The 26,718-nt window shown below is 62.8% G+C and carries 26 protein-coding genes and 1 tRNA gene; 12 read left to right on the forward strand and 15 right to left on the reverse strand.

The window, feature by feature from the left end; translation table 11 throughout:
• Positions 1-18: 18 nt before the first annotated feature.
• The 6 genes from RBB39_RS02795 to RBB39_RS02820 all read right to left on the reverse strand — a co-directional run bounded on the left by RBB39_RS02795 (position 19) and on the right by RBB39_RS02820 (position 3,018).
• Positions 19-594, reverse strand: a complete 576-nt coding sequence (locus tag RBB39_RS02795; RefSeq protein WP_108449305.1) for an ACP phosphodiesterase — start codon at positions 592-594, stop codon at positions 19-21.
• 10 nt (positions 595-604) lie between these two features.
• Positions 605-958, reverse strand: a complete 354-nt coding sequence (locus tag RBB39_RS02800; protein ID WP_108449306.1) for a TusE/DsrC/DsvC family sulfur relay protein — start codon at positions 956-958, stop codon at positions 605-607.
• Positions 959-967: 9 nt separating this feature from the next.
• Positions 968-1,258 carry a sulfurtransferase complex subunit TusB gene (tusB, locus tag RBB39_RS02805; RefSeq protein ID WP_108449307.1) on the reverse strand — a complete coding sequence of 97 codons (291 nt, stop codon included), beginning with the start codon at positions 1,256-1,258 and terminating at the stop codon, positions 968-970.
• A 112-nt stretch (positions 1,259-1,370) separates the two neighbouring features.
• A complete protein-coding gene (locus RBB39_RS02810) occupies positions 1,371-1,751 on the reverse strand; it encodes a DsrE family protein (protein ID WP_108449308.1) in 381 nt (126 codons plus the stop codon).
• 81 nt (positions 1,752-1,832) lie between these two features.
• The gene (gene tusD, locus RBB39_RS02815) at positions 1,833-2,225 is read right to left on the reverse strand and encodes a sulfurtransferase complex subunit TusD (RefSeq protein ID WP_045991750.1); all 393 of its coding nucleotides are present in this window, start codon (positions 2,223-2,225) and stop codon (positions 1,833-1,835) included.
• Positions 2,226-2,346: 121 nt separating this feature from the next.
• Positions 2,347-3,018 carry a Bax inhibitor-1/YccA family protein gene (locus RBB39_RS02820; protein ID WP_045991749.1) on the reverse strand — a complete coding sequence of 224 codons (672 nt, stop codon included), beginning with the start codon at positions 3,016-3,018 and terminating at the stop codon, positions 2,347-2,349.
• Positions 3,019-3,337: 319 nt separating this feature from the next.
• Here RBB39_RS02820 and RBB39_RS02825 point away from each other — a divergent pair.
• From RBB39_RS02825 to RBB39_RS02840, 4 genes are all read left to right on the forward strand, one after another.
• Positions 3,338-3,427, forward strand: a tRNA-Ser gene (locus RBB39_RS02825).
• 373 nt (positions 3,428-3,800) lie between these two features.
• Positions 3,801-5,126: an MFS transporter gene (locus RBB39_RS02830; protein WP_306168757.1), complete on the forward strand. Its 1,326-nt coding sequence runs from the start codon at positions 3,801-3,803 to the stop codon at positions 5,124-5,126.
• A gap of 295 nt (positions 5,127-5,421) precedes the next feature.
• Complete coding sequence (locus RBB39_RS02835) at positions 5,422-7,806, forward strand: arylsulfatase (protein WP_306168758.1); 2,385 nt, start codon at positions 5,422-5,424, stop codon at positions 7,804-7,806.
• A gap of 70 nt (positions 7,807-7,876) precedes the next feature.
• Positions 7,877-8,074, forward strand: a complete 198-nt coding sequence (locus tag RBB39_RS02840) for a hypothetical protein (protein WP_124804775.1) — start codon at positions 7,877-7,879, stop codon at positions 8,072-8,074.
• 205 nt (positions 8,075-8,279) lie between these two features.
• On the opposite strand, the gene RBB39_RS02845 is transcribed toward RBB39_RS02840, so the two are convergent.
• A complete protein-coding gene (locus tag RBB39_RS02845; protein ID WP_306168759.1) occupies positions 8,280-9,077 on the reverse strand; it encodes a M48 family metallopeptidase in 798 nt (265 codons plus the stop codon).
• Positions 9,078-9,292: 215 nt separating this feature from the next.
• Here RBB39_RS02845 and gdhA point away from each other — a divergent pair, with 215 nt between their 5' ends.
• Together gdhA and RBB39_RS02855 are read left to right on the forward strand one after the other, a co-directional pair.
• On the forward strand, positions 9,293-10,645 hold the full coding sequence (gene gdhA / locus RBB39_RS02850; protein ID WP_306168760.1) for an NADP-specific glutamate dehydrogenase: 1,353 nt from the start codon (positions 9,293-9,295) through the stop codon (positions 10,643-10,645).
• Positions 10,646-10,816: 171 nt separating this feature from the next.
• On the forward strand, positions 10,817-11,653 hold the full coding sequence (locus RBB39_RS02855; RefSeq protein ID WP_108133393.1) for a hypothetical protein: 837 nt from the start codon (positions 10,817-10,819) through the stop codon (positions 11,651-11,653).
• A 122-nt stretch (positions 11,654-11,775) separates the two neighbouring features.
• Here the strand turns inward: RBB39_RS02855 and RBB39_RS02860 are convergent, their stop codons facing one another.
• The gene (locus RBB39_RS02860) at positions 11,776-13,482 is read right to left on the reverse strand and encodes a potassium/proton antiporter (protein WP_306168761.1); all 1,707 of its coding nucleotides are present in this window, start codon (positions 13,480-13,482) and stop codon (positions 11,776-11,778) included.
• Between the two features lie 188 nt (positions 13,483-13,670).
• On the opposite strand from RBB39_RS02860, the gene RBB39_RS02865 reads away from it, so the two are divergent.
• Positions 13,671-14,891 carry an ABC transporter substrate-binding protein gene (locus RBB39_RS02865; RefSeq protein WP_306168762.1) on the forward strand — a complete coding sequence of 407 codons (1,221 nt, stop codon included), beginning with the start codon at positions 13,671-13,673 and terminating at the stop codon, positions 14,889-14,891.
• A gap of 213 nt (positions 14,892-15,104) precedes the next feature.
• Here the strand turns inward: RBB39_RS02865 and RBB39_RS02870 are convergent, their stop codons facing one another.
• Together RBB39_RS02870 and RBB39_RS02875 are read right to left on the reverse strand one after the other, a co-directional pair.
• Positions 15,105-15,884, reverse strand: coding sequence for an alpha/beta fold hydrolase (locus RBB39_RS02870; RefSeq protein WP_306168763.1), 780 nt, complete (start codon positions 15,882-15,884; stop codon positions 15,105-15,107).
• Positions 15,885-16,098: 214 nt separating this feature from the next.
• Positions 16,099-16,788 (reverse strand): 7-cyano-7-deazaguanine/7-aminomethyl-7-deazaguanine transporter, encoded by a 690-nt coding sequence (locus tag RBB39_RS02875; protein WP_108133390.1) that lies wholly within the window; start codon positions 16,786-16,788, stop codon positions 16,099-16,101.
• Positions 16,789-17,639: 851 nt separating this feature from the next.
• Between RBB39_RS02875 and RBB39_RS02880 the strand changes: the two genes are divergently transcribed.
• On the forward strand, positions 17,640-17,969 hold the full coding sequence (locus RBB39_RS02880) for a metalloregulator ArsR/SmtB family transcription factor (protein WP_045993715.1): 330 nt from the start codon (positions 17,640-17,642) through the stop codon (positions 17,967-17,969).
• A gap of 175 nt (positions 17,970-18,144) precedes the next feature.
• Here the strand turns inward: RBB39_RS02880 and sohB are convergent, their stop codons facing one another.
• Entirely contained in the window at positions 18,145-19,176 is a 1,032-nt protein-coding gene (gene sohB, locus RBB39_RS02885; protein WP_306168764.1) for a protease SohB, read from the reverse strand.
• 143 nt (positions 19,177-19,319) lie between these two features.
• On the opposite strand from sohB, the gene RBB39_RS02890 reads away from it, so the two are divergent.
• Positions 19,320-19,628, forward strand: a complete 309-nt coding sequence (locus RBB39_RS02890) for an SCP2 sterol-binding domain-containing protein (RefSeq protein WP_306168765.1) — start codon at positions 19,320-19,322, stop codon at positions 19,626-19,628.
• A gap of 41 nt (positions 19,629-19,669) precedes the next feature.
• Here the strand turns inward: RBB39_RS02890 and nudC are convergent, their stop codons facing one another.
• The 4 genes from nudC to RBB39_RS02910 are packed head-to-tail and all read right to left on the reverse strand — an operon-like array spanning position 19,670 to position 22,429.
• Positions 19,670-20,446, reverse strand: coding sequence for an NAD(+) diphosphatase (nudC, locus tag RBB39_RS02895; protein WP_222516780.1), 777 nt, complete (start codon positions 20,444-20,446; stop codon positions 19,670-19,672).
• Positions 20,446-21,222: a DNA polymerase III subunit epsilon gene (gene dnaQ, locus RBB39_RS02900; RefSeq protein ID WP_306168766.1), complete on the reverse strand. Its 777-nt coding sequence runs from the start codon at positions 21,220-21,222 to the stop codon at positions 20,446-20,448. Before dnaQ ends, nudC begins: the two co-directional genes overlap by 1 nt.
• Before the next feature lie 47 nt (positions 21,223-21,269).
• A complete protein-coding gene (gene rnhA / locus RBB39_RS02905) occupies positions 21,270-21,731 on the reverse strand; it encodes a ribonuclease HI (protein ID WP_045993720.1) in 462 nt (153 codons plus the stop codon).
• The gene (locus tag RBB39_RS02910) at positions 21,728-22,429 is read right to left on the reverse strand and encodes a class I SAM-dependent methyltransferase (protein ID WP_231498691.1); all 702 of its coding nucleotides are present in this window, start codon (positions 22,427-22,429) and stop codon (positions 21,728-21,730) included. The genes rnhA and RBB39_RS02910 overlap by 4 nt, the downstream gene beginning before the upstream one ends.
• Positions 22,430-22,637: 208 nt before the next feature.
• Here RBB39_RS02910 and gloB point away from each other — a divergent pair, with 208 nt between their 5' ends.
• The 3 genes from gloB to RBB39_RS02925 all read left to right on the forward strand — a co-directional run bounded on the left by gloB (position 22,638) and on the right by RBB39_RS02925 (position 26,545).
• Positions 22,638-23,405, forward strand: coding sequence for a hydroxyacylglutathione hydrolase (gene gloB, locus RBB39_RS02915; protein WP_045993722.1), 768 nt, complete (start codon positions 22,638-22,640; stop codon positions 23,403-23,405).
• Between the two features lie 74 nt (positions 23,406-23,479).
• A complete protein-coding gene (locus RBB39_RS02920; RefSeq protein ID WP_045993723.1) occupies positions 23,480-24,673 on the forward strand; it encodes a transglycosylase SLT domain-containing protein in 1,194 nt (397 codons plus the stop codon).
• Positions 24,674-24,718: 45 nt separating this feature from the next.
• The gene (locus RBB39_RS02925; RefSeq protein WP_045993724.1) at positions 24,719-26,545 is read left to right on the forward strand and encodes an extracellular solute-binding protein; all 1,827 of its coding nucleotides are present in this window, start codon (positions 24,719-24,721) and stop codon (positions 26,543-26,545) included.
• Positions 26,546-26,718 lie beyond the last annotated feature (173 nt).

Here is a 26,718-nt window from a genome sequence, read left to right on the forward strand (position 1 = left end):
CGAGCGAAGGTTAGAGCCCTAGGAACCCGAGGTCTCGAGTTCCGCGCGGGTATCGCGCCACAGGGTCGCGAAGTCGTCGTCCAGTTGACGATAGTCATCGCGCAGATGCGGCACCAGTTCGGCCAGTCGGTTGGGCCCGGACAGGCGTGAGCCAATGCCGGCGATGGCACGGCAGGTGAAGGCGAGGCTGGCGTAGCGACGCAGCCAGTCCTCACGCACCAGTACCGGCACCATGGTGGCCAGCCGCTGCGGTGCGCCGTGGTACTCGAACAGTCGATAGCATCGCTCGATCACGACCTCGCGCTCGTGTGGGTCGCTGGTAGCCAGATCCCGAGCGAGAAAGTGGTCCCACATCAGATCCAGGGCGATACCGGCCACACGACGACTCGCCGCAGGTGCCCGACGTCGAGCGGCAAGTACCGAGGGATGACGATCGACGAAGGCGTCCACCCGCCGGTGATGCTGTATGCCTGCTGCGACGCCTTCGGGCCACTGGCCGAGATCGCGCCCCTTGACGCCGTCGGCGATCAGGTTGCCGAGCAGAAAGTCGTCGTCACCGGCACGGGCGAGCCAGGCGTGGGCGAGAAAGTTCAACGCCGCACGTCTACAGGCAGTTGGTTGGTTTGGGCAGGCCCGCCAAACGGGCGCCCAGCTTGGGGGGGCTGCCGGGGAACAGCTTCATCAGGTACAGCGAGCTCCCCTTGTCCTTGCCCAGCGCCTGGCCCACCGCCTTGACCAGCGGGCGCATGGCCGGAGCCTGCTCGAAGCGCGCATAGAAGTCTCGCAGGACGTCGATCACCTGCCAGTGTTCGTCGCCGAGGGTGATGCCCTCTTCCGCCGCCAGCGCCTCGGCGACGGCGGGACTCCAGTCATCGAGATTGATCAGATAGCCTTCCGGGTCCAGGGGGACGGAGGCCTGGCCGAGTTCCAGGGTTCGTGCAGTTTCAGTGCTTGCCATCGTGTTACCTCAGTACCAGCTGACCACTTTATCGGCCTCTTCGGTGAGCCTGACAAAACCGTCCACGTCGACGACTTCGATGCCGGTGGCACAGTGTTCGCTCAAGCCGCGCGCCTCGAGATCTTCGGCCAGCGCCAGTAGACGACCGGGCAGAGACGACCACAGCGCCTGCTGGGCCGGCAGAGCGCCAAGCACGGCGTCTTCGATCAATAACAGCTTGTCGTCTTCTGCCAACGCCCGTAGCGCCTGCCGATAGACCGTCGACTCCAGCGGTGAACGATTGAGGGTGTGCAGTATCATCCCGATTCCTGGTAGTGGTCGTGGGTGAGTCCAGTGGCTGACGTCGATGGGTAAAACCTGGCGGGAGCGAGCCCCGACAGAGACGCGGTCTGGAGTCGTCTGTGACGCCGATTCAGAAGGTCAGCACCAATGCGTGCTCCGCCATCAGGGCGGCAATGGCGTCACCCTCGATGACAATGGCATCCGGCGTCAGCGTCTCGGGCGCCACGCCCAACTCGGCAAGTCCTGCCCCATCCACGAACAGCCGGTCGATGTCGTACATCTCGAGCATGGCCAGCGTCGGCTGGGTGCCCTTCTGCCCCAGCGGGCCGGCGCCCTGCCCCGGCACCAGTGCCGCCACGCCACTGGCCAGGAACAACAGGGATACCCGGCGTCCGAAGGCGGCGGCCACCAGCGCCGTGTCGAGACCTTCTTTCAGGTAGCTGGTGCCATGGGGGCCATGACGAAGAATCACCAGCAGATCCCCCGAATCGTCGTTGGGTTCCTCAATCATCGACCTTTCACTCTTCTCGGTTCAGCGTTGCCCTGCTCGGGACCCATTGCCTGGCGGCAGTCGGCAGCAGCTCGGTGTTGTTCAGGCACCAAAGGTTACCAGCCTGTCACACTCGAGGCCCAGGTCCACCAGCTGGCCGAGGCCGGTCAGCTCGAACGGCGCCTGGACGCTGTGGCCTTGCTTGCCGTGCCTGGCCGCCTCGTCGGCGTCGACGATGCCTCGGCGCAGTGCGGCGGCGATGCACACCTCGAGACGCACGCCATGCTCCTGGTTCAGCGTGGTCCAGCCGTCGACCAGATGAGGCTCGTCCTGGGGCGGCGATGCCAGGCGCGCGGCGTTGTGAACGCCATCGCGATAGAAGAAGACGGCCTCCAGGTGGTGACCGCGGGCGATCACCGCACGGGCGAAGCGCAGCGCGCTGTGTGCGGCCTGATGGCTGTAGGGGGCACCCAGCAGCAGGATGGCATAACGCATGGTATTCCCTTGGCTCCCGCCAACGTCGGGAGTTGAACAAAGCGGGTCATCAAAAACACGTCGGCCCCCCCAAGGCGGGCCCGACAGTGTACGACAGTTGTGCCAGAACGTCTTGCGACGATCAGTCCTGGCTTACCACGCCCAGCAGCGACAGCAGGCTGATGAACAGGTTGTAGATCGACACATAGAGAGTGATGGTGGCGAGGATGTAGTTGGTCTCGCCGGCACGGTGCACGATCTCGCTGGTCTGGTACAGGATCGCCGCGGAGGAGAACAGCACGAAGCCAGCCGATACCATCAGCGACAGCGACGGAATGTTGAAGATCAACGCCGCCACCATGGCCAGGATCAGCACGATGGCGCCAGCCATCATGAAGTTCGCCAGGAAGCTGAAGTCCTTGCGAGTGATCAACGCCACCGCTGACAGACCAAAGAAGGTCAGGCCGGTCATGCCCAGTGCGGTCATGATCAGCTCGGGACCGTTGGACAGCGTCAGATAGGCGCTCAGGATCGGGCCGAGGGTGAAGCCCATGAAGCCAGTGAAGGCAAAGGTCGCCAGCAGGCCGAGGGCCGAGTTGGCGGTCTTGTGGACCAGGAACATCAGGCCGTAGGCGCCGATGAAGAACACCAGAATGTTCATCTGCTGTACACCGAGGGCCACGGCGGCCCCTGCGGTGATGGCAGAGAACAGTAGTGTCATCGCCAGCAAGCCGTAGGTGTTGCGCAGAACCTTGTTCGTCGCAGCGACCTGCGTCTGGGTCTGACGATTCACCTGTGACTCTTGATAAGCCATGTATCCAGAGCTCCCTGTTGGTTGACATGCATTCGACACAGCATGCCCCCAGCAAGTTCCCGACGCAAGCCGCCTGGCGACGGGGTTTCAACGCCATTCAAGCGATCAGACTGGCCCATGGGCCCGCCATGGGCGGCGCGAACACTGTTTCCTATCGGCGACAAAAAATTGCTTAGCTGCACAATTTTTGCGCAGTCACCCTATTGCAACAGCTCCCTTGAAGGCATCAGGGAGGGGTGTCGCTCTATCGCGTAAGACATTGATCGCACACAAGTGTTGACGTGGGGAGAAAAGCTGGTAAAGTACACCGCCGTGAGCCGGAGGGATGGCAGAGCGGTTGAATGCACCGGTCTTGAAAACCGGCAAGGGTTAACGCCCTTCCAGGGTTCGAATCCCTGTCCCTCCGCCACCTCGAATCCAGAAGGGGATCAGTCGACAGACTGATCCCCTTCTTCGTTTTTTCCCTCTTCCCTCTTCCTTCAACAGCTCCCTGCCTTTCGGCACGCCAATCCTTCGACGGTCTCGAGGCGCTGCCCCGCCATGGTTCTTCACACCAGTGACTGCACATCTGGTTCTGCACACCAGCCCCAGCAGCAAGGTCTGTTCACCGGTTGTCGTGAAAAGGTCACCGATTGTCGTTGATGGATTGGCGACAACGCCGCAAATCGTGCACCCTGCTTGCATCTGTTGCTCCAGGCAGCACGACAGGGACGAACCAGACACGATGCATCAAGGCGCCAGATAACTACAGGTGGCGCAACGTGCATGTCGGAGGAGCTAGCATGAGGTCTCTTTCCAGCACCGGTTTTGCGGTTTTCGGCGCGGCCCTGGTCGCCATCAGCTACGGACTCGCCCGTTTTGCCTTCGGCCTGTTTGTCCCCCAGATTCGCGATGAGCTGTCGCTGACGCCTGATGCCATCGGCATCATCGGCGCCCTTCCCCTGATCAGCTTCCTGCTGTCCACGGCGGTGGCGCCTTACGCCACCGATCGTCTTGGTGCCCGCTACGCAGCGGTACTGTCCGGGCTTTTCGGTATCGTCGGCCTGGCACTGATCAGCCGTGCGGCCGATGCGACCATGCTCAGCATCGGGGTGTTCGCCTGCGGCATCTGTACCGGCCTGATGATGCCCGCACTCACCGCCGGGATGCAGGCGCTGGTGAGACGCTCACTGCATGCTCGTGTCAGTTCGGTCATGAATGCGGGAACCAGTATCGGCGTGATCGTCGCCGTGCCAACGGTACTGTTCATGGCGGACGCCTGGCGACTGGCCTATCTGTCCTTCGCCCTGCTGACGGTCATCGGCGTGTGCGCTACCTGGCTGTACCTACCCTCGGTGTCGCGCATCACGCCTTCCAACGCCGCCGACCCACCTGCATTGCGTGAACTGCCGTGGTCACGGCTCGTGAGGCTCACCCTGTTTTCCTACGCGATGGGCTTCATCTCGGCAGCCTACTGGATCTTTGCTCCGGACCTGGTGGTGACCCTTGGCGGTCTGTCGCCAAGCGCCACGGGGTGGCTGTGGCTCGCCGTCGGCATCGCCGGTCTCGGCGGTGCGGTGGTGGCGGATCTGGCCGACCGCAACAATCCGCCCATCACCCAGGCCTTGATGCTGACCATGCTGGCGGCAAGCCTGGCATTGCTTGCCGCCAGCCCCGCCCAACCCGTGCTGGCGGCATTCTCCGCTCTGGTCTTTGGCCTCGCCTACATGAGCTTGACGGGTCTTTACCTGATGACCGGCATTCGCCTGCTGCCCGGGCGCCTGGCGATGGGGCCGGTGCTGCCTTTCATGGCCGTGTCGCTTGGCCAGGCCACCGGCTCGCCGGTCATCGGCGCTCTGCTCAATGTCTTCAGCTATGCCGAGGGGTTCGCCATCTTCGCGTCAATCGGCATCCTGGTTGCCCTGCTGTCGCCCTTGTACCCAGGCCATATTCATCAGGTGGGCGATGAAGAGGTGGAGGATCCTCCGGGCCTCCAGTCCGCCTACGATCTGCAGCTGCAGAACGAAGCAGGCGAGCCACTGGAGGACCCTGAATACTTGGCTGGAGAAGACCCACGAGATGAGCCGACCGCCGGTCTTGAACACAGCCATAAAGCAGAACGGGGCTGACCCAAGACGCAGCCCCAAATAGCGCTATGCCCGGCATAAGCCATGCCCCTGCCAGGACCATGCGGCAATCCTGACCGGGGTCAATCACCCCAGATAACGCCGCGACATCTCTCCTCAGTGTTATCGCCGCCGATAGCTCGGCCTGCTGTGATGAGTGACCCATAATTTCGGAACGAGTCGCCACCGAAACACAGCAACGATTGTCGCCAGGGACACGCCCGACGAGCCAGCGTTTCCATGCGCAGCAATCCGCTATCGAGGAAGGTATGTCATGCAGAGGTCCATGCAAAGGTCCATGCAAGTCATGGTCGGCGTCCTCGCCGGCCTGGTGCTGCTCTCTCCCGTATCGGGCCCGGTTGGGGCAAGCCAGCCCGAGACCGGTCGGCCCGAGACGGACGGAGCGTTATTACCCTTCGCCCCCGCCCCCATGCCGAGCGATGTACCACCTCGCCTCCAGGACGCCACCATGCAGTGGCCGGACCAGCCGTCCCACCTGCCGCAAGACGCCCCCAATGTTCTGATCGTCATGCTGGACGATGTGGGCTTCGGGGTGTCCGAGGTCTTCGGTGGCGAGATCAGGATGCCAGCGCTGTCGCGCCTGGCCGATGAAGGCATCGAGTACACCGGCTTTCATACCACGTCCATCTGCTCTCCCACGCGGGCGTCCCTGCTGACCGGTCGCAATCATACCCGGGTGGGCTCCGGTACCATTGCCGAACGGGCGGTGGCCTTCGACGGCTATACCGGCGTGATTCCGAAGAATGCCGCCACCATGGCCGAGGTGCTCAAGCAGTACGGCTACCACACCGCCGCCTTCGGCAAGTGGCACAACACCCCGGCGGTCGAGACGACAGCGATCGGCCCCAAGGATCGCTGGCCCACCGGCTATGGTTTCGAGCACTTCTACGGCTTTCTGGGGGGCGAGACGTCTCAGTGGGAGCCACGCCTGACCGTGGACACCCTGCATGTCGAGCCCCCCGAAGACGATCCCGACTACCACCTGACCGAGGACCTGACCGACCAGGCGCTCGCGTGGCTCGCCGACTACCGGGCCTTCGATCCGGACAAGCCGTTTTTCATGTACTGGGCGCCGGGTGGGGCCCACGGGCCCCATCACGTTGCACCGCAATGGGCCGATCGCTACGACGGCCAGTTCGACGATGGCTGGGATGCCTACCGCGTGCGCACCCACCAACGACAGCTCGAGATGGGCATCATTCCGCCGGGCACAGCACTCACGCCACGCGACGACAGCCTGCAAGGGTGGGACGAGATTCCCGAGAGCCAGCGCGACTTCCAGACTCGCCTGATGGAAATCTACGCCGGCTTCGTGGAGCACACCGACAGCCAGGTCGAGCGACTGCTCGAGGGCATGGCGGAAATGGGGCTCAGAGACAATACCCTGGTCATCTACATCGTCGGGGACAATGGCTCCAGTGCCGAAGGCCAGCACGGCTCGATCAGCGAACTGCTGGCCCAGAACAATATCGGCAGCAGTGTCGCCCAGCAGCTGGAGGTACTGGATCGCATGGGCGGCCTCGATGTTCTCGGCAGCCCCCAGACCGAAAACATGTACCACGCCGGCTGGGCCTGGGCGGGCAGCACTCCCTTCAAGGGCACCAAGCTGCTCGGTGCCTATTTCGGCGGGACCCGCAACCCCATGGTCATCTCCTGGCCCGGCCATATCGCACCGGATGAGCAGGTACGTCACCAGTTCCACCACGTGGTGGATATTGCCCCGACCCTCTACGACATTCTGGACATCCCGCTGCCGGACGTCGTCAACGGCTACCCTCAGATGCCGATGGACGGTATCAGCCTGGCCTACACCTTCGACGACGCCGATGCCCCCGGACGCAAGCACCACCAGTTCTTCGACAATAACGGCAGTCGAGGGCTCTACCTGGATGGCTACTTTGCCGGTACCTTTGGCCCGCTGGTTCCCTGGGATACCTCGAGCGCGGCACAGCGGATCGCCGACTGGGATTCCGCCGAAGATGTGTGGGAACTCTACGACCTGCGAAGCGATTTTTCCCAGGCCAGAGATCTGGCCCACGCTCAGCCTGAGCGACTGGCCATGATGAAACAACGCTTCATGGATATCGCCGAGGACAACAAGGCCTTCCCCACCGGTGCGGGCAACTGGCTTCGCGTCCACCCCGAGGACCGGGTCAAGACGCGCTACGATCACTGGACCTTTACCCAGACAACTCAACGCATGCCGGAATTTTCGGCCCCCGGCGTTGGTCGCCAGAGCACCCGGGCCAGCCTGCGTATCGACACCGGCCAGGGCGATGCCGAGGGCGTGCTGTATGCCATCGGAGGTGCCGGCGGCGGGCTTAGCGTCTATCTTGATCAGGGCAGGCTGACCTACGAGTACAATATGCTGCTGATGGAGAATACCCGCATTCACACAGCCGCCCTGGCCCCGGGCAGCCACGACATCGTCATCACCACCCGGATCCCGGTGCCCGGGAAAGCGGCGCAGGTGACGATCGAGGTGGATGGGCAAACCGCGGCGGAAGGTCAGGTGCCCGCGACGGTTCCCCTGGCCTTCAGCGCCAGCGAGACCTTCGACGTGGGCCGCGATCTGGGCTCCTCCGTCTCACGCCACTACGCAGAGCGACGCCCTTTCGCCTTTGGCGGCAAGATAGAAGCCTTTACGATCGAGCTGCTCTAATTGGTGAGGCTTTCGAACTTTACGTCGGCAATCAGGGTCATACCCGTGAACTATGCCGAGATGGATGGACATGAAGCATTATCGTGTGGAGAGTTATCAGACAAGAACGATGAAGCGCACTCGCTGGGCGGTGGTGGCATTTTCGGATTCCTCTCCCAACGCCTCACGGCGGGTGGTCTCTCGCCACGATGGACAGGACGAAGCCAGGGCCGCCGCCGCGGCCCTGGCCTTTGAAGACAAGCTCGGTCGAACGCCCACCAACGTCTGACCCACCTGTTGATCTGATTTTTAACGCCGTATTAGCGAGCGCAGGCACTTTTCGCACAAGCCCTAGGCGCTGTCCGAAAAGTCGACGAGCGAAGGTTAGACAAGGCAAAAATCGGTGAGAAAGCGCAGTTTACGGGGTGTAAATGAGCATGTTGATCCGATTTTTAACGCCGTATTACCGAGCGCAGGCACTTTTCAGACAAGCCCTAGCAGCGGCTGGGCGAAACGCCTCTGTAAACCTCCTTGGCCTGCACCATCTCGGCACGCAACCCTTCGATACGTGACTGATGCCCCGGATGGGTGGACAGGATCTCCGGCGGTTGATCACCGCCAACCGATGCCATATTGCGCCAGAGGGCGACGCTCTCGCCGGGATCGAATCCGGCGCGCGCCATGATGGCCAGCCCCATCACGTCGGCTTCGGACTCATGGGCACGGCTGAACGGCAAGGCGATGCCGAGCTGGCTGCCGATGCCCAGCGCCTGGAGCAAGGGTTCCTGCCCCACGTCGCCCTCGCTCATCAGTCCTACCACCAGCAGCACGGCCTTGATGCCCAACTGCTGGGTCAATCGCTCGTTGCCGTGGTCGGCGAGCACATGGGCGATCTCGTGACCGACCACCGCGGCCAGCTGGGCGGGCGTCTGAGCGACCTGCAACAGCCCCGAGTGCACGCCAATGCGCCCTCCCGGCAAGGCAAAGGCATTTGGCGAGGGATTGTCGAACACGACCACCTGCCAGTCGTCAGGCATCTCGACCTTGGGATAGACGAGCCGCGCCGACTTGATCAAGGCGTCGCTGACACATTGGACCTCGGCCTTGATGGCGGCATCGGTGGAAAGCGGTAGCTGGCTTCGCATCTGCTCAAAGGCGTCACCCCCCATGTCGCTCATCACGAAGCCAGGCACCAAGGCAAGCTGGCTACGCCCGGTGGGTGTCTCGTCACAGCCCCCCAGCGCGACGGCCAGCAATAGCGTCAGTACCACGGGAAAATAGGATCGTTTCATCGAGCCTGACCTTTTCATGAAAAGCTGCTGGGCGACCATCGCCCTATCGTCTGAATGATGCCGTTTGTCACGGTGTTTGACTACGGCCGACGTCAGACGCATCTGGAATTCGCCATAAAGCGCATCCTGCTGTCTGACAAGCCGCCCCACTCCTATAGTGAACGAGCCAGCGACGGCACAACGCCGAAGGAAGCCTCAAGAAAGGAGACGCGGCCGTGGATTACCTGCACAACACTCTGGAAGGGCTGAAAGCCACCAGTCCCGCCCAGGCGGAGTTCTATGCCGCTGCAGAGAAGATCCTGGCGTCCCTGAGGCCCCTGCTGGAGTCAGACGCCTGCTACCTCGAGCACGCCATCATCGAGCGACTGGTGGAGCCCGAGCGCCAGCTGATGTTTCGCGTCTGCTGGACCGACGACAACGGCAAGATCCAGGTCAACAAGGGGTACCGTGTCCAGTTCAACTCGGCTCTCGGCCCCTACAAGGGGGGCCTTCGCTTTCACCCCAGCGTCAACGCCAGCATCATCAAGTTTCTCGGGTTCGAGCAGATCTTCAAGAACGCTCTGACCGGACTCGCGCTCGGTGGCGCCAAGGGCGGCGCCAACTTCGACCCGCGCGGACGCTCCGACGGGGAAATCATGCGCTTCTGCCAGGCGTTCATGACCCAACTGGTGGATCATCTTGGGCCCACCGTGGATGTCCCTGCGGGCGATATCGGCGTCGGCGCCAGAGAGATCGGCTACCTCTATGGCCAGTACAAGCGACTGACGCGACGTCACGAAGGGGTGATTACCGGCAAGGGGCTGGACTGGGGCGGATCGCTGGGCCGCAAGGAGGCCACCGGCTATGGCGCCGCCTACTTTGCCCAGCACATGCTGGCAGCCCGGGGTGAAGAACTGCGCGGCAAGACCTGCCTGGTCTCCGGCGCAGGCAATGTCGCCATCTATACCATCGAGAAGCTTCATCAGCTGGATGCCCTGCCGGTCACCTGCAGCGATTCCGGTGGCTGCCTCCACGACCCGGACGGCATCGATCTGGAGGCTCTCAAGCGCTTGAAGGAGGTCGAGCGCGTCTCGCTTGAGGGCTACCTGAAGGATCACCCCCGGGCCCGCTTCATTGCGCTGGACGACTACCCCGCCGACGGCCACGCCGTCTGGCGCATCCCTGGCCAGGTCGCCTTTCCCTGCGCGACCCAGGGCGAGGTCACCCTGGCCGACGCCGAGGCGATGCTCGCCAATGGGCTCGAGTGTCTATGCGAGGGGGCCAACCTGCCGACCCTGCCGTTGGCGGTGGACCGTCTGCTGGAGGCCCGCATCGCCTACGCCCCCGGCAAGGCGGCCAACGCCGGCGGCGTCTCCACCAGTCAACTGGAAATGGCGCAGAACGCCAGCATGCAGATCTGGCCGCTGGAGAAGGTCGATGCCCACCTCCAGGCGATCATGGCCAATATCCATCGCTGCTGTGCGTCCACCGCAGAGGAATTCGGCGAGCCCCACAACCTGGTGCTGGGCGCCAACATTGCGGGATTCAGGCGCGTCGCCAATGCCATGATCGACCAGGGGGCCTGGTAAATCCCGGGACAGGTTTGTCCGGGGGACGGTTGGCAACAAGGACCCTGCCGATCTAACCGCCGGCAGATAAGCACAAAAACGCATATTACATGCAAGACCGACTACACTATGCCGAAATAGCAATCGAGCCCGCATTGCAGGGGCTCTCTCATCGGCTGGGGGAATGTCGGGATGCATCAGGGAAGAGTCAGGATTCGGGGCGGCGAGCTCTGCGAACAGAATGGCCTGAGGGTGAACGTTCCGTTAGCCAGCAGATCCGTTGGTGCCGCGCTGCTGATCGGCACACTGGCGATCAGCCCCGGAGTCCTGGCCGAGCAGGAACTCGGACAGGCCGCCTCCGACCCCACTGCGCCACTGATGAACTTCCAGCTACAGAATTCCTGGAGCCCGGAAGTCCACGGCACCAATGATTCACAGAACATCGTCCAGTTCAGAACGGCGCTGCCCTACCGGCTGGCGGGCCACCAGCACATCTTTCGCCTGACGGTGCCCTCACTGACCGAGGATCCCGGCGGTTCCACCGGCCTTAGCGATTCTACGGTGTTCGACCTCACCACCTTCGAACACTCCTGGGGTCGTTCTGGCTTCGGTGTGGTCGCCCTTCTGCCGACCGGCGGTGAGCATCGTGGCGCCGAACAGTGGGGTCTGGGTCCGGCGGTCGGGTTTGCGGCCTCGCGGGGCTCCTTCCTGTATGGCGCCTTCAACCAGAACATCTTCAGTGTCGCCGGTGAGGACGATCGCGAGGACGTCAACCTGAGCATCCTGCAGCCCATCATCAATCTCGGGCTCGGCCAGGGCTGGTCAGTGGGCACTTCGGAGATGAACATCACCTACGACTGGGAGCACAGCGACTGGAGCAGCCTGCCCGTGGGTGGCCGACTCAGCAAACTGGTAAAGCTGGGAGACTCCCCGCTGCAGATCAGTGGTCTGTATGAGCACAACTTCGCCGACGACTACGCCGTGCCCGAAGACCAATTTTCGCTGCAGTTCAAGTTGCTGGTGCCCTGACGGGGTCTTCCAGGACATTTTTGCAAGGGGCTTTCTCGACCGACCCCGCTCGATAATTTCCGCCCGGTTATTTCCGCTCGATGCTTTCCGCTCGATTCTTTCCGATACTGGAACGCTGCGCCTCAGTAGAGGCGCAGACCCACACGGGTGATATGGTTGCCTTCCATCTCGCTCACCACCCAGTGGATGCCATGCCAGTCGACGTCGTCGCCTACCACCGGATGCCCGCCCAAGCGTAGTCCCATGAATTCACCCAGTGTCAGCGAGGCCTCGCCGGGGCTCAGGGTCAACGCATAGGCATCGGCCACATCGCCCATCCTGGCATCCGCATCCAGGGTAAAGGTGCCGAAGAAGGCGCGCTGCTGGCGATGCTTGGCATCGCCGTTGAACAGCCGGTTCAATGCTGGCAGATCGTCGCTCTTGCCGATGACACAGATGATGTCGTCGATGCGCAACTGTGTACTGCCCTTGGGGTGCAGCATCACGTGCTGGCGGAACAGGGCAGAGATCAAGGCACCTGAGGGAAAGCGCAGCAGCCGAATCGGGATGTCCTCGAGATCGGCATTTTCGACCTTGTAGACGAACATCTCGAAGTCGTTTTCAGGCAGGATGCCAAGTGGCCCCCGATGATTGGGAGTGGCACTGTCCGGCACCATGACCTTCATGCGGCGTGCCATCCAGGGCAAGCTTCCGCCCTGGATCAACAGCGACAGCAACACCACTGCGAAGGCCACATTGAAGTAGAGGCCGGCTTGCTCGACGCCCCCGATGACAGGAAAGATCGCCAGCACGATGGGCACCGCACCACGAAGTCCCACCCAGGAAATGAATCCCACCTCGCGCCAGCGGAAATGGAAGAACGGCTTGAGGGTCAGTACCACCGCCAACGGACGCGCCACGAAGATCAGCGCCAGGGCCACCACCGATGCAGGCAACAGCACCTCCAGCAGTGCCGAAGGTGTCACCAGCAAGCCAAGCACCAGAAATAGCCCGATCTGACTTAGCCAGGCCAGTCCGTCATGCACCGGCAAGATGAAGTTGAGGTGCCGCCCCGGTTGATTGCCGATCATCAATCCGGCCAGATAAATCGCCAGGAAGCCACTGCCCCCCAGGGCACTGGTCAAGCCAAAGACGCAGAACCCCAACGCCAGGGCCAGCAGTGAGTATAGGCCCGGCGCAAGATCCACATAGCGCAGCAAGCGACCGATCAGCCAGCCCGCGCCAAGCCCGATGGCGATGGCCATGGCGAACTGCTGAACGAAGAACAGCAGCATGTCCAGGGGGCCACCGAGGTCCCCCACCAGCGCCTCGACCAGCACCAGGGTGAGAAAGATCGCCATGGGATCGTTGGTACCGGACTCGATTTCCAGGGTGGCGCCGACCCGTTCATTGAGGTTGAGCCCTCTGCCACTGAGCATCGAGAAGACCGCCGCAGCGTCGGTAGAACCGACGATGGCCCCGACCAGCAGGCCCTGCAGCAACGATAGATCGAAGACCCACATCGCCAGCAGACCGACCAGACCGCTGGTGATGAAGACCCCGACGGTAGCGAGCCCCAGGGCCGGTTTGAAACCGACACGAAAGGTCTTGAGCCGTGTCCTCAGGCCACCATCCAGCAGGATCATCGCCAGGGCGAGATGGCCGATGACAAAGGCCAGCGAGTAGTTGTCGAAGTCGATACCCAGCAGGCCGTCTTCACCCGCCAGCATGCCGAGTATCAGGAACAGCACCAGCAGTGGCACACCGGCCAGAGCGGACAGCCGACTGGCCAGCACACTCAGCGCAATCAGCGTTCCACACAGAAGAAAGAGACTATTGATCGAATCCATGCGCATCCCTTGCAACGTTCATCGTGATTGTCTCACGCCCGGCCCCACGCCGCGATCTGTCGAGTGTAACGTGATTCATCGAGCGCACTTCGAATTACCAGGATGTTGATGGATGCCGCTGGTGAACGAAGCTCGCCCTTGGATACACTAGCGCGCTGGTACGAATGCCTGACCCATGGAGATTGTTGATGCCCAAGTCGTCGCCCAGGCAACACCGGCTAATCCGGCTTGCGGGCTTGAGCTTGCTGCTGGCAAGCCTCGGCGCGTTGTCCCCTGCCCTGGCCGAGCCGGAGGCGCCCGCTGAAGCCGCAGCGCAGCAACAGGCAACGCCTCCCCTCGCCCAGGAGCAACAGGTCGAGACTTCTTCGGTCGACGGAACGCCCCCCACAAGCGCCGAAGCAACGGTGGTGCGCGATATCCTCGAGCGCTACCGTGGATTGCCTGGTGGACCCGGTATCGACACGCCCGCGATGCCGGTGGCACCGTCGGCCACAGCGGCTCCTGCCGATCCGATCGCGCCGCCGCCGGTCACCGAGCTGACTGTGGTGCTGGAATGGTCACCCGGGCCCCAGCACGCTGCCTTGCTGGTGGCTCAAGAGAGGGGGCTGTTCTCGCGGCGCGGACTGAACGTCGTGCTGCAGACGCCCGCCGATCCCGACGTACCTGCCAAGCTGGTGGCGGCATCCCAGGCGGATCTGGCGCTGACCGACCAGCTGACCTTGCACCGACTGGTGGACCAGGGGCGCCCCATCATCAGGGTTGCCACCTTGAGCGAATTGCCACTGTCGGCGCTGCTGGTACGCGAAGATGCGGACATCGACTCGGTGCTGGGACTGATCGATCACCGGATCGGCTACGCGCAGCGCTCGGGACAAGACGTCTTGCTCAGGGCCATCCTTCAACACGAAGGGTTGAACCTATCCCATGTCGAGGCCAAGGACGTGCACTTCAGCGTGATACGCGCGATGAACGAAGGCTGGATCGATGCCTTTATCGGCGGCGCGGCACTGTCCCTGCCGCGAGAGCTCGCCGACCTCGGCATCGCTACCCGCGCCATGCCGACCGAGACACTGGGTATCCCGGTGCACGACGGCCTGGTCGTCGTGGCCAACCAGGACCACTTTCAGGCACAGAAGGACGCCATTCGCGCCTTCGTCGACGCACTGGAAGACGCCACGCGCTGGATCATCGACCATCCCGCCGCGAGCTGGGAGATCATGACTCGACTCGAGCCGACCATGGACAGCCCCGCCAATGCCGAGGCCTGGCCCGACATCAGGCGCCGACTCAGCCTGCGCCCCGGCGCCATGGACCACGGCCGCTATCGTCGCCTGGAGCGCTATCTGCATGACCAGAAGATCGTCGAACGCTTGACCCCGATCTCGCGCCTGGGCAAGGACCCCGGCTAAACCACAGACGCCTGGGCATGGACCCCGGCTAAACCACAGACGCCTAGGCAAGGACCCCGGCTAAACCACAGACGCCTAGGCATGGACCCCGGCTCATCACTGGCGCCTGGGCATGGACCCCGGCCAATCACCGGCGCCTGGGCAAGGACCCCGGCTCATCACTGGCGCCTGGGCAAGGCCCCCGGCCAATCACCGGCGCCTTGATTGCAGTGGCTAGTTTTCCAGAGAGGCCAGAAACTCGGCCACTTGCTCCTGAAACTCCTGCGCCCGCTCGGTGTGAAGCCAGTGACCAGCGTCCAGGGTCTTGACTTCGGCCCTGGGCAGGACGGCGCGCAGCGACTCAAGCAGGTCATCGGCGACGTAGTCGGAGCGACTACCGCGCAACACCAGCGTCGGCACATCGATGCTTCCTTCGCCACCGGGCGGTGCCATGATCTGGCCGTAGCCGGCTTCGATCGCATCGAGATTGACCCTTAGGCGTAGTACGCGATCGTCGCCGCGCACCAGATTGGTAGCCAGAAACATGCGGGTGGGCTTGTCGTCGATCACCTCAGCCATCAAGGCATCGGCCTCTCGCCGGTCGGTGGGCTCACCCTGCTCGACACGCCGCAGTGCGCTGAAGACGCTATCGTGCCGGTGTTCATAGGCGACCGGCGCGATATCGGCAACGATCAGCGACGCCACCAGCTCAGGATGCAGCCTGGCCAGGGTCATCACCACCTTGCCGCCCATGGAGTGGCCAAGCAGGTGCCCTCTGGTGACGCCGCAGCGGTCCATCACCGCTGCCACGTCCTCGGCCATCTGGGCATAGTCCATACCCTCGGCATGAGGAGAACGGCCATGATTGCGAAGATCCAGGGCGATCACACGGCGCTCGCCCGACCACTGTTTGACATGGGAGCGCCAGTTGTCGGCGCTACCCAGCAGGCCATGAACGATGACCAATGGCTCTCCCTGACCACCACTGTCCGTATATTCCAGGGAAACCGTCATAGCTGCACTCCTTTGAGCGATCGAAGGTTGGTAGAGAGCCGGTAGAACGTCGTGCTTCACGACACCAGCATAGTACTGAACGTGCCAGGCGGGGCGCGGAGCCAGGCAGCAAGCACAGCCAGAGCAAACCAGGGCGGGGCTAGATCGGGACCAGAGCAGAACCAGATCGTAACACCGGCCCAGCAGGCTCAACCGCCGGGGATCGAGGCCCTTATCAGCGTCCCTCTCCCCGAGCGACCTGCTCCGGCCAGACGTCCTGACTGCCGGTCACCGCCACCAGTCGCTGGCTCAGATAACGCAGCAGCACGCCGTACAGGGGCAGGAAAAAGACCAGACTGATCGCGAGCTTGATGGCGTAGTCGACCGCTGCGATTTCTGGCCAATGCTGCGCCATGAACGGGTCAGGGCCAGCCTCGAAGGCGATGGAGAAGAACGCCACGGTATCCACCAGATTACCGACCAGGGTCGAAGCCGCCGGCGCCACCCACCAGTGCTTGAGTCGCCGGAGCCGGTCGAAGACCTGCACGTCGAGCAATTGTCCAAGCAGGTAGGCCATGAAACTGGCCAGTGCGATCCGGGCGACGAACAGATCGAAACCATCGAAGGCGGCAAGGCCAGCGAAGCCGCCCTGCGGGAAGACCACCGAGACAACGTACGACACCACCAGTGCGGGCAGCATCACGCGCATCACGATGGCGCGCGCCGGCCCCTTGCCGAACAGGCGTACCGTCAGATCGGTGGCCAGGAAGATGAAGGGAAAGCTGAAAGCGCCCCAGGTCGTGTGCAAGCCAAACACCGTAAACGGCAACTGGACCAGGTAGTTGCTGGCGGCGATAACGACGATATGGAAAACGACCATCAACGCCAGCAGACGACGGCGCTGTTCGAAGGACAGAGTGAACATCATGATTCCTTTTTCGCAAGGGGTGAGGGAACCCTGGGAACAAACACAATACGGGTACAGGCACGCCCGGCTGCGATACCTCTGGAGGGCGCTGCGGCATGCCTGCTCAAGCAATACCTGGTGCTGTTTCGCCGTCGACTCGCCATCGTCTGCTCAGTGGCACACGACGACTGACGCGAATCGCACCGACCGGGCCGAGCCGGATGGCTCAGAATTCCAAGCCGGATGGCGCAAGATTTCGAGCCGTATGGCGATAAGTCTCACGCCACCGCGTGGGGTGCAAATTTGGCGGCAGAAATTATACGAGACAAGCCTGCGCCTTGCCAGCACTCCCTTGCTCGCCCCCTTCCCCTTTACCCACATGCCACCCCGGGTAGACGGGCAAAATCAGATAACTGCAGATCCAGGCACCAGATGTGCCATACAGGATACCTAGAGAAACCTGATATTGCACAATATTGTCAGTCTGCTAAATACAAATACAAGAAACAACGCGATGGACACACTTTGAAAAACTTATTATCTAATTCTGCCGAAACGGTCACAAACACGCGTTTAAGACGCGTTTACTTCAACAATGCGCTATTATTGAGAAGTTTCTTAATCACTAACGGAAAGAAAGGCTTCGGCTTTCATCCGCGACCAAATGAAAGGAGTCCTGCGCCCCGGACCAACACTATTCCGAGGAGCCGGATACGCCGAATCCGACTAGCGGATCTCTTCGATGAGGATGACAAGCCATCCATGCACAACACCTCGATCCCTATTGCCGTCCATCTCGGGTGGCGCCTAGCGCCACGACGTCCAACGGGTGAAATTCGTGTCAGTCACCGCTGCAAGGGAGAGTGCTGATGAACAGCTCACAACGTGTTGCCGGCCGCCTGCTTGAGGGTGGAGATGCCGTGGTAGACAGAGCGAGCGGCCTGCTGAAAGCCATCGCCAACGACAATCGCCTAAGAATCCTGTGTCTACTTGAAGGCAACGAGCTGTCCGTGACAGAGCTCAATCAACGCCTGAGCCTGAGCCAGTCGGCCCTATCCCAGCACCTTGCCATCCTCAGGCGAGCCGAGCTGGTCAGTACTCGGCGCTCCTCCCAGACCATCTACTACTCGCTGCAAGGCGACAGCGCGAGCATCATGATCGCCGCCATCGTCAAGATGAACGCAGCCAACGACGACTGAAGCGCGACCACAGACTCTGGTCAGGCGCTTCGTACCCGATAGCCCTCGCTGGAGGGCATCGGGCTCGCTCGATGGACAGAACGACACGGGCAGGCGGAGCTGGGGCGGCTCAGGTCAGGCAGTATTGCGATCCAATATTGCGATCCAATGTTATGAACCGCGACGCACGCTTCGCCTACCGATGCTCCCAGCCGGACGCATCGACACGCTCTTCCACCCGGTCGAGCGCCTGCTCGACCATGCCAGAGGCGGAAAAACCAAGACGCTCGGCCAGTGATGGCACCGCCGCAAGCCTCAGGCTCAGCACCTTGCCACGTTCCATCGCCTTGCTGAGATAAGCCTCGCTGGTGGTGACCTCATCCGCCAACCCTCTGGACACGGCCTCTTCTCCGTACCAGACCTCGCCGGTGGACACGGCGTCGATATCCACGCCGGAGCGGCGCTGGTCGACGTAGTCCTTGAACTTGGCATGGATGGCGTCGAGGTCCGCCTGCAGCTTGTCTCTGCCTTCCTCGGTGTTTTCGCCCAGCACGGTGAGCGTGCGCTTGTAGCGCCCGGCGGTCACCAGCTCCACATCGACGTCATGGCGCTTGAGCAGGCGGTGGACATTCGGGATCTGGGCCACCACCCCGATGGAGCCGATTACCGCAAACGGGGCCACCAGGATGCGGTGTGCGTTGCACGCCATCAGGTAGCCGCCGCTGGCCGCCACCTTGTCCACGCAGACCGTGGTCTTGAGGCCCCCCTCGGTGAGCCGGTGCAGTTCCGCCGCACCCTGCCCATAGGTGTGGACCAGGCCTCCGGGGCTCTCCAGCCGAATGACCACCTCGTCCCCTTCCTTAGCCACACCAAGCAGCAAGGACACTTCGCGAGCCAGGCGGTCCACGCCGCTGGCCTTGAGGTTTCCATGAAAATCGATCACCCAGGTGGTGGCGCTCGATGCCACGCCTTCGTCCTGCCTGGGGTTGGCATCCCGACGCCACGGCCAGCGCAGACGAGACCGCTTTTCTGTGCCTGTCCTGGCGTGTATCAAACGCTCACGCCACTGACGCTGACGCTGACCCAGGTCCTCGATCCTGAGTTGCTCCCTGGGTACACTGCCGCCACCCTTGGCCCGGGCAAGCACGATCAGCGCCAACAGCACGACCCCTGCCACCAGCAGCAGCTGAACAAAAAAGGTCAGGATCTCACCCAGCCAGTCTTCCATCGCTCTCTCCCTGTCAGCCGGCACAATTCTGCAAAGACCTGGACCTTGACGGTCATAGGCCCTGAACGGCGCCCGGCCTTGATTGAAACATTCGTTTGAAATACGCTGCCTGACAGCGACTCACACAACTGCAAGGAATTCTCATGTCACAGACACTCGATACGCTACGCTCTCGCTTCAATCCCGACGCTGCCCAGGGCATGCACGAGATCTTCCAGTTCCATTTCAGCGATACCGAGGATCACTATGTCGTCATCGACGATGGCGCACTGGACATCCAGCAGGGCGAGCACGAGGATCCCTCTGTCAGCCTGAGCATGAGCAGCGACACCCTCAAGGGCATCATGACCGGTGATATCAACGGCATGACAGCCTTCATGACCGGCAAGCTCAAGGCGACCGGCAATATCATGCTGGCGACCCGCCTGACCGAGCTGTTTCCCGAGAAGTGATGCTCAAATGGGCAGTGGCTCCTCCTCCCGGCGACTGCCCGTCAGGACCGACCGTCACGCACCTCGGACAGGTGCAACTCGATCAATTCCCGCGAGATCGAATAAAGCGGCGGCAACTGCGGTAGCTGCCGTGGCGAGAACCAGGCGGCGTCTTCGATCTCGTGGCCGTCGATCACGATGCGTCGGCTTGCCGCCTCGACCAGATAGCCCAGCATCAGGGAGTGGGGAAAAGGCCAGGCCTGACTGCGAATATAACGCAGCCGCCCCAGCTTCAGACCGACCTCCTCGTGGACCTCGCGATGCACCGCCTGCTCCGCCGACTCTCCCGGTTCGATGAATCCTGCCAGGGTGGAATAGCGTCCGGGTGGAAAACGCGGGCTACGAGCCAGCAACAGCGACTCCCCGTGGGTCACCAGGGTGATGATGCAGGGCGAGATGCGCGGATAATTGCGATGGCCGCAATTGTCGCAGTGCATCGCAAACTCGTGCTCCAGACGCCTCGCAGGGCTGCCGCAACGTCCGCAAAACCGGTGATTGCCCATCCAGGCACCCACCTGCAGCGCCGTTGACACCAGCCCGTACCATGACTCGGGCAACCTCGACAGCCAGCTACGGCCGTCTGGCCAGTCGGCGCCTGGGCTATCTTCAAGACGCAGCCCCACCGGCTCATCCGACCACCAGCACAACGGCTGAACACGCTCATCCCAGGGCTCGACCGGCCCCAGCGGCGTATTGTCCAGGCCAGGCGCCATACAGCCCTTCGACAGGCGAATGATACGCCCCGACTCGACACCTCTTGGCAGCTCCCGATGCAGCATCAGACACCGTCCTGCGTGGCGCTGCCGGCGCCGGCGTAGGCAGGGTCCAGGTCGTCCCAGCGGCACTCACCTGCCTTGCCACGCACCTTGTCGAGCTTGGCCAGATGGGCCGCCATCTCCTGCTCTGTCGGGCGTACCACGCTCAGCCGCCCCGGCTCCAATGACAGCCGACGCACCGAAAGCTCGCCGGGCACCGCCGCCTGCTGGTCGCTGTCGTTGCCCGCATCCAGGGTCAGGGCGGTCTGCCCACCGGTCATCGCCAGATAGACGTCTGCCAGGATCTCGGCATCGAGCAAGGCCCCGTGCAGCACGCGGTGACCATTGTCGATATCGTAGCGCTTGCAAAGGGCGTCGAGGCTGTTGCGCTGCCCCGGGTGCAGTCCCCGTGCCATGGTCAGGGTATCGAGGATACGACAGTGATCCTTGACGGGCCCTGCATATAGCTCGGGGTGGGTGGCCTTCAACAGCTTGAATTCGTGGTCGATGAAGCCGACATCGAAGGGCGCGTTATGGATGACCAGCTCGGCCCCGCGAATAAACTCCCAGAAGTCGGCCGCCACCTCGGCGAACACCGGCTCATTGGCGACCCGCTCGTTGGTGATGCCGTGGACACCGATCGCCTCGGCATCGATCTCACGCTCGGGGTTGATGTATTGGTGGTAGGAATTTCCGGTCAGACGCCGGTTTATCATCTCCACGGCGCCGATCTCGATGAGACGGTGGCCGTCGCGAGTCTCGATACCGGTGGTCTCGGTATCCAGTACAATCTGTCGCATTCTGGGTCCCTGAAGTCGGATGGGCTGTGGGGTGTGGGCCGACGGCGTCAGGCGCCTTCCAGCAACTCGTCGATGGCCTCGTTGACCAGGGCGTCGGCGGCCTCGTTTCCAGGGTGGCCGCTGTGCCCCTTGACCCAATGCCAGCTGACCTGGTGTCGGCGTGTCTGCTCATGCAGCTCGCGCCACAGATCGGCGTTCTTCACCGGCTGCCTGGAAGCCGTCTTCCAGCCACGCTTGATCCAGCCATGGATCCATTCGGTGATGCCCTTGCGCAGATACTCGGAATCGGTCCAGAGATCCACGTGACACTCGCGCTTGAGCGTCTTCAGCGCCATTATCGCGGCGGTCAGCTCCATTCGGTTGTTGGTGGTATCACGCTCGGCGCCCTTGAGCGACTTGCGGTGATCCCCGCTTTCCAGCAGCGCTCCCCAGCCGCCGGGTCCGGGATTGCCGCGGCAACCCCCGTCGGTGTAAATGGTCACGACAGGGAGTGAATCGGGAGTGGTCAACGCATTGCTACCTTCTTCTGCTTGGGGGTCTGCCGCACACTGGGCTCGAGCCTGGTGGTGCCGAGTGCGGTGTTACCGACCGGCAAGCCGAACAGTGGGCGTTTTCCCTGGGTACAGGCCAGCTGCGAGCGGCAGCGAGCCTGGATGATATAACAATCGCCCAGGGGCAGGTTGTGGCGCCGGCCAAGGGTCTCCAGCATGCCATTGCCACCGGCGAGCCCCGGCAGGCGAAATCGGCAGTAGTCTACCCGTTCGATCTCGAAGTCGACAAACTGAAGCCAGTCCTTCATCGTCCGCGGCGTTCGCCATACACCCTGTCCCGGCAGCTGCCGCCGGCGGCGAGGCCGAACCCTCATCAAGCCCGACGATGACAGCGGGGACCAGCCGAGCAGCACCAGTCGCCCCTGCGGCGAGACCACCCGGGCGGCCTCCTGCAGAAGCTGGTGGGGGTGGGACACCACCTCCAGCAAGTGATTGAGCACCACCACGTCCATCGCTCCGTCGGGCAGTGCCAAGCGCTCAGGGCGGCAAACCAGCGTGCTGGAACTTTCCGCCAGCTCCCTGGTCGGAGACCACCGTATCCAGTGGCGCACCGCGCTCATGTCGGCCAATGGCTCGGCCAGTGACATTTCAAGACCGTGCTGGCCGCACCAGCGTTCGGCCAGCGGGCCCAGGCAGGCTCGCTCGGAACGCCGCACGGCGCATCCGCTGTCGCTGGACCAATAGCGTCGAGCGTGCCGCACCAGGCACGCGAGCTCCATCGGCTCCGACGCATTTGACATAGTCGACCTGTGCCTCCAAAGTGTCTGATTTTGCAAGGCGAAAAAACGAAGTTTACTGAAGTCTGCGCCGGCCGCCCAGCTAGATGCTGCCCGCTCAAGGCTCGCTCCGAGGACCCTGCCGACCATGTTAAGCGTGACACCGATTCCAGCCTTTAGCGACAACTATATCTGGCTGCTGCGCCAGGATTCGAGTCAAGAGGTCTGCGTCGTGGATCCCGGTGACGCCGAGCCTGTTCTGCGCTTTCTCGAACGTGAAGGGCTGAGCCTGGGCTGCATCCTGCTGACCCATCACCACCATGACCACACCGGCGGCGTTGCCGAACTGATCCAGCGCTATTCGCCCCGGGTGATCGGGCCGGATAACCCCGAGATCGCAGGCGTCGACGAGATCGTGCGTGACGGTGACGAGTTTCGCGTCATGGGCCGCCTGTTCGAGGTGATGGCGGTGCCTGGGCACACCCTGGACCATCTGGCCTTCTTTACCGCAGGCATCCCGCCGCTGCTGTTCTGTGGGGACACCCTGTTCAGCGGTGGCTGCGGACGCCTGTTCGAAGGTACCCCGGAGCAGATGAAGGGGTCCCTCGACCGACTGAATTCCCTGCCGGCGGATACACTGGTATTCTCCGCGCACGAATATACATTGGCTAACCTCGCTTTTGCGAAGGCGGCCAACCCCGGCAACCCCGACGTTGCCACCGCCTTCGACGAATGTCAGAAGGCACGAGATCTGGACCGACCCACGCTGCCTACAACGATGGAACGTGAGCGCCGCATCAATCCCTTCCTTCGTTGCGATGATGAAGATGTCAAGCGCGCTGCCTCAGCCCATGGGTCGACCGATAGCACGGACGCCACCTTTGCCACGCTAAGAGCCTGGAAGGATTCCTTCTGAACGGCTCGGCGTCCTGAACCATCGTCCCACAGGACGCCCGCGATAAGCATCGCGGGCCAGGAGTTTCTGTACGCATGACATTTCACACGACCCGTAGACGACTTCTTGGCGCGGCCAGCAGTCTGGCCCTCCTTGGCTCGTTGATGGCCGGTGCCTATACATCCCAGGCCTCGCCACTCCCCCCCGGTGGCGCCATGCCATATGGCGGAACCAGCGCTGACGCAAGCGCCGCGCCTTCGCATCAACACCTGACTCGCCACTTCTGGGATGCCCTGGAACTCGAGCCGCAGGATGCCTGGACAAGTCTGCGGGCGGATTTCCAGTGGCAGGACCAGCCGGTCAATGCCCGCGTGCAGGAATGGATCGACTACTACCAGGACAGTCCCCATAACGTGGCGGAGATCACCGAGCGCGCCCGCCCCTGGCTCGCCTGGATCACCCAGCAGGTCGAATCACGTGGTCTGCCGGGCGAGATCGCGCTGATCCCCTTCGTCGAGAGCTCCTTCGATCCCAAGGCACGTAGCCACTTTGGCGCCGTCGGACTGTGGCAGATCATGCCGCGTACCGGTGACGCCCTCGGCCTCAAGCGCAATGGTGCCTGGGATGGCCGCAATGATGTCGTGGCCTCCACCCGCGCCGCCCTGGACTACATCGAGATGCAGGCGGATCAGTGGTACGAGGGCGACCTTCAGTTGTCACTCGCGGCATACAACGCCGGCGCCGGCACCGTCAACAATGCCCGCCGTGCGGCACAGGCTCGCGGACTCGCAGGCGACTACTGGGATCTCAACCTGCCCTCGGAGACCATGGCGTACGTGCCGAAGCTGATGGCCATCTCGCGGATCATCAATGATCCCGAGCGCTATGGCGTCAACCTTCCGGAGATCAGCGGCTCGGCGGCCTTTGCCAAGGTCTCGGTCACCGCACCGATCTCGTTGAACAAGGCAGCCGCTCTGGCCGGAGTGACCACCCACGAGCTGAGCGAACTGAACCCCGGACTCAAGTCGCGCAACGTCAACCCGCGTCACACCCGTCAGATTCTGGTGCCGGCAGAGAGCGCCGCCACCCTGCGCAATGCCTTGAGCAACCTGGGGCAGATCGAAGTGGCCAGCGCCTCCGACGAGACCCATGTCGTCGAGAGCGGAGACACCTTGAACCGCATCGCCATGCTTCATTCCATCTCGCCTCGGGACCTGGCACGCTGGAATGGCATCGACAACCCGCAGGCTCTTCAACCCGGTCAGCAACTGACACTTTCCGGTCGGTAAAGCGGGCGCCACGGTGGCGCCCCTCAGGACAAGGACTCCACCGCCATGCGACAGGTGGCAATTGGCGCCTGCCTGCTGGGCGCCCTGCTGGCGACCGCCAGCGAGGCCGCAGACGTTTCCAGCGTGCCCACCGTGCACGCCCTTCCGCTCTATGGTGAGCCGGCCCTGCCGGCTGACTTTCGCCACTTTCCCCATGCCAATCCTGATGCTCCGTCAGGCGGTGATTTGATTCGCGCCGCCCAGGGCAGCTTCGATTCGACCAATCCGTTTATTGTTCGTGGCACGCCAGCCTCTGGCCTTACACAGATCTACGACACCCTGCTCGAATCGAACCCGGGAGAGCCCTTCACCATGTATGGGCTCCTGGCCGAGGGTATCCGCCTGGACCCCGAACGGCGCTGGGTCGAGTTCGACCTGCGCCCCGAAGCGCGCTTCCATGACGGCGAACCCATGGACGCCCAGGACGTGGTATTCAGCTTCGAGACGCTGACCACCAAGGGGCAGCCCTTCTACCGCGCCTACTACAGCGATGTCGACAGCGTCACCGCCATCGACAGCGACACCGTGCACTTCGACCTCGGTGACAGCGAAAGCCGTGAACTGCCGCTGATCCTGGGCCAGATGCCGATCCTGCCCGAGCACTACTGGCGTGATCGCGACTTCGAGGCGGTGACCCGCGATTCGCTGCTCGGCTCCGGCCCCTATCGGATCGCCGAGGTCGATCCGGGCCGCCGCATCGTCTACGAGCGCGTCGACGACTACTGGGGTAGCGAGGTACCGGTCAACGTCGGCCGACACAATATCGGACGGCTGATCTACGACTACTATCGCGACCAGACGGTGGCACTGGAGGCCTTCAAGGCCGGCAATCTCGACTTCCGCCTCGAGAATTCCGCGAGCAACTGGGCCACGGCCTACGAATTCCCGGCGCGCGAGCAGGGCTTTGTCAGGCAGCTTCAGGTCCATGACGGCCAGCCCGCCGGCATGCAGGCCTACGTCATGAACCTGCGCAAGGCCAAGTTTCAGGATCGCCGCGTGCGCGAGGCGATCACTCTTGCCTTCGACTTCCCGTGGCTGAACAGAAACCTGTTCTACGACGCCTATGCGCGCACCGACAGCTACTTCGAGAATTCCGAGATGGAAGCCACCGGCTTGCCGTCCGAAGACGAGCTGGCAATGCTCAAGCCCTTCCGCGACCAGCTGCCGGAGAGCGTCTTCAGCGAGCCACTGCCGATGCAGCAGCCCCAGGAGATGCGTCCACGCCTGAGGAAGGCCCTGGAACTCCTGCGTGAGGCCGGCTACGAGGCCCGTGACGGGGTAATGATCGACCCCGAGAATGGCGAGCCACTGCACGTCGAGATCCTGCTTTACAGCACCCAGTTCGAGCGCATCGCCCAACCGCTGCTGCGAAGGCTGGCCCGACTGGGGGTGCAGGGCAATATCCGTACCGTCGACGTCAATCAGTACCTCAATCGTCTGCGCAGCTTCGACTTCGACATGGTGGTGGGCAGCTTTCCGCAGTCCTTGAGTCCCGGCAATGAACAGCGTGAGTTCTGGGGCAGCGAGTATGCCGAACGCCCCCAGAGCCGGAATCTGATCGGCCTTCAGGATCCCGTCATCGACGCTCTGGTCGATCGCCTGATCGCCGCCGACTCGCGCCAGGCACTGGACACCGCCGCCCAGGCGCTGGACAGAGTGCTGCGCTGGGGCTTCTACGTGGTCCCGCAGTTCCATCTGGCCGCCCACCGCATCGCGGTGTGGGACAAGTTTGCCTGGCAGGAGCCCTTCCCCGAGTACACGCTGGACCTGAGCGCCTGGTGGGTAGACCCTGAACGCGAGGCGGTCATCGAGGATCGTCAGCGTAGCCGTTGATTCAACGGCGGCCCAAGGGCGCCGTGCTGTGGTAAGAAGGTCAAAGATTCAGAGGGCAGGCGCACGTGTCCAGCCCGAACGGCAGGCCCGACCACACCGGCGGCCCTGATACAGAAAATGTTTCTGGTGGTGCGAAGCGTCGTGCGAAACGACGCTTCGCCTTGGCAAACCCA

Source organism: Halomonas sp. MMSF_3323 (assembly GCF_030733595.1).
In the GTDB taxonomy this organism is placed as follows: domain Bacteria; phylum Pseudomonadota; class Gammaproteobacteria; order Pseudomonadales; family Halomonadaceae; genus Halomonas; species Halomonas litopenaei.

What these genes read in the sequence shown, in the direction of transcription:
- RBB39_RS02800 (WP_108449306.1), bottom strand. Translation starts at nt 958, where the DNA reads ATGGCAAGCACTGAAACTGCACGAACCCTGGAACTCGGCCAGGCCTCC.
- tusB (WP_108449307.1), bottom strand. Translation starts at nt 1,258, where the DNA reads ATGATACTGCACACCCTCAATCGTTCACCGCTGGAGTCGACGGTCTAT.
- RBB39_RS02810 (WP_108449308.1), bottom strand. Translation starts at nt 1,751, where the DNA reads ATGATTGAGGAACCCAACGACGATTCGGGGGATCTGCTGGTGATTCTT.
- tusD (WP_045991750.1), bottom strand. Translation starts at nt 2,225, where the DNA reads ATGCGTTATGCCATCCTGCTGCTGGGTGCCCCCTACAGCCATCAGGCC.
- RBB39_RS02820 (WP_045991749.1), bottom strand. Translation starts at nt 3,018, where the DNA reads ATGGCTTATCAAGAGTCACAGGTGAATCGTCAGACCCAGACGCAGGTC.
- RBB39_RS02830 (WP_306168757.1), top strand. Translation starts at nt 3,801, where the DNA reads ATGAGGTCTCTTTCCAGCACCGGTTTTGCGGTTTTCGGCGCGGCCCTG.
- RBB39_RS02835 (WP_306168758.1), top strand. Translation starts at nt 5,422, where the DNA reads ATGCAAGTCATGGTCGGCGTCCTCGCCGGCCTGGTGCTGCTCTCTCCC.
- RBB39_RS02840 (WP_124804775.1), top strand. Translation starts at nt 7,877, where the DNA reads ATGAAGCATTATCGTGTGGAGAGTTATCAGACAAGAACGATGAAGCGC.
- RBB39_RS02845 (WP_306168759.1), bottom strand. Translation starts at nt 9,077, where the DNA reads ATGAAACGATCCTATTTTCCCGTGGTACTGACGCTATTGCTGGCCGTC.
- RBB39_RS02855 (WP_108133393.1), top strand. Translation starts at nt 10,817, where the DNA reads ATGCATCAGGGAAGAGTCAGGATTCGGGGCGGCGAGCTCTGCGAACAG.
- RBB39_RS02860 (WP_306168761.1), bottom strand. Translation starts at nt 13,482, where the DNA reads ATGGATTCGATCAATAGTCTCTTTCTTCTGTGTGGAACGCTGATTGCG.
- RBB39_RS02865 (WP_306168762.1), top strand. Translation starts at nt 13,671, where the DNA reads ATGCCCAAGTCGTCGCCCAGGCAACACCGGCTAATCCGGCTTGCGGGC.
- RBB39_RS02870 (WP_306168763.1), bottom strand. Translation starts at nt 15,884, where the DNA reads ATGACGGTTTCCCTGGAATATACGGACAGTGGTGGTCAGGGAGAGCCA.
- RBB39_RS02875 (WP_108133390.1), bottom strand. Translation starts at nt 16,788, where the DNA reads ATGTTCACTCTGTCCTTCGAACAGCGCCGTCGTCTGCTGGCGTTGATG.
- RBB39_RS02880 (WP_045993715.1), top strand. Translation starts at nt 17,640, where the DNA reads ATGAACAGCTCACAACGTGTTGCCGGCCGCCTGCTTGAGGGTGGAGAT.
- sohB (WP_306168764.1), bottom strand. Translation starts at nt 19,176, where the DNA reads ATGGAAGACTGGCTGGGTGAGATCCTGACCTTTTTTGTTCAGCTGCTG.
- RBB39_RS02890 (WP_306168765.1), top strand. Translation starts at nt 19,320, where the DNA reads ATGTCACAGACACTCGATACGCTACGCTCTCGCTTCAATCCCGACGCT.
- nudC (WP_222516780.1), bottom strand. Translation starts at nt 20,446, where the DNA reads ATGCTGCATCGGGAGCTGCCAAGAGGTGTCGAGTCGGGGCGTATCATT.
- dnaQ (WP_306168766.1), bottom strand. Translation starts at nt 21,222, where the DNA reads ATGCGACAGATTGTACTGGATACCGAGACCACCGGTATCGAGACTCGC.
- gloB (WP_045993722.1), top strand. Translation starts at nt 22,638, where the DNA reads ATGTTAAGCGTGACACCGATTCCAGCCTTTAGCGACAACTATATCTGG.
- RBB39_RS02920 (WP_045993723.1), top strand. Translation starts at nt 23,480, where the DNA reads ATGACATTTCACACGACCCGTAGACGACTTCTTGGCGCGGCCAGCAGT.
- RBB39_RS02925 (WP_045993724.1), top strand. Translation starts at nt 24,719, where the DNA reads ATGCGACAGGTGGCAATTGGCGCCTGCCTGCTGGGCGCCCTGCTGGCG.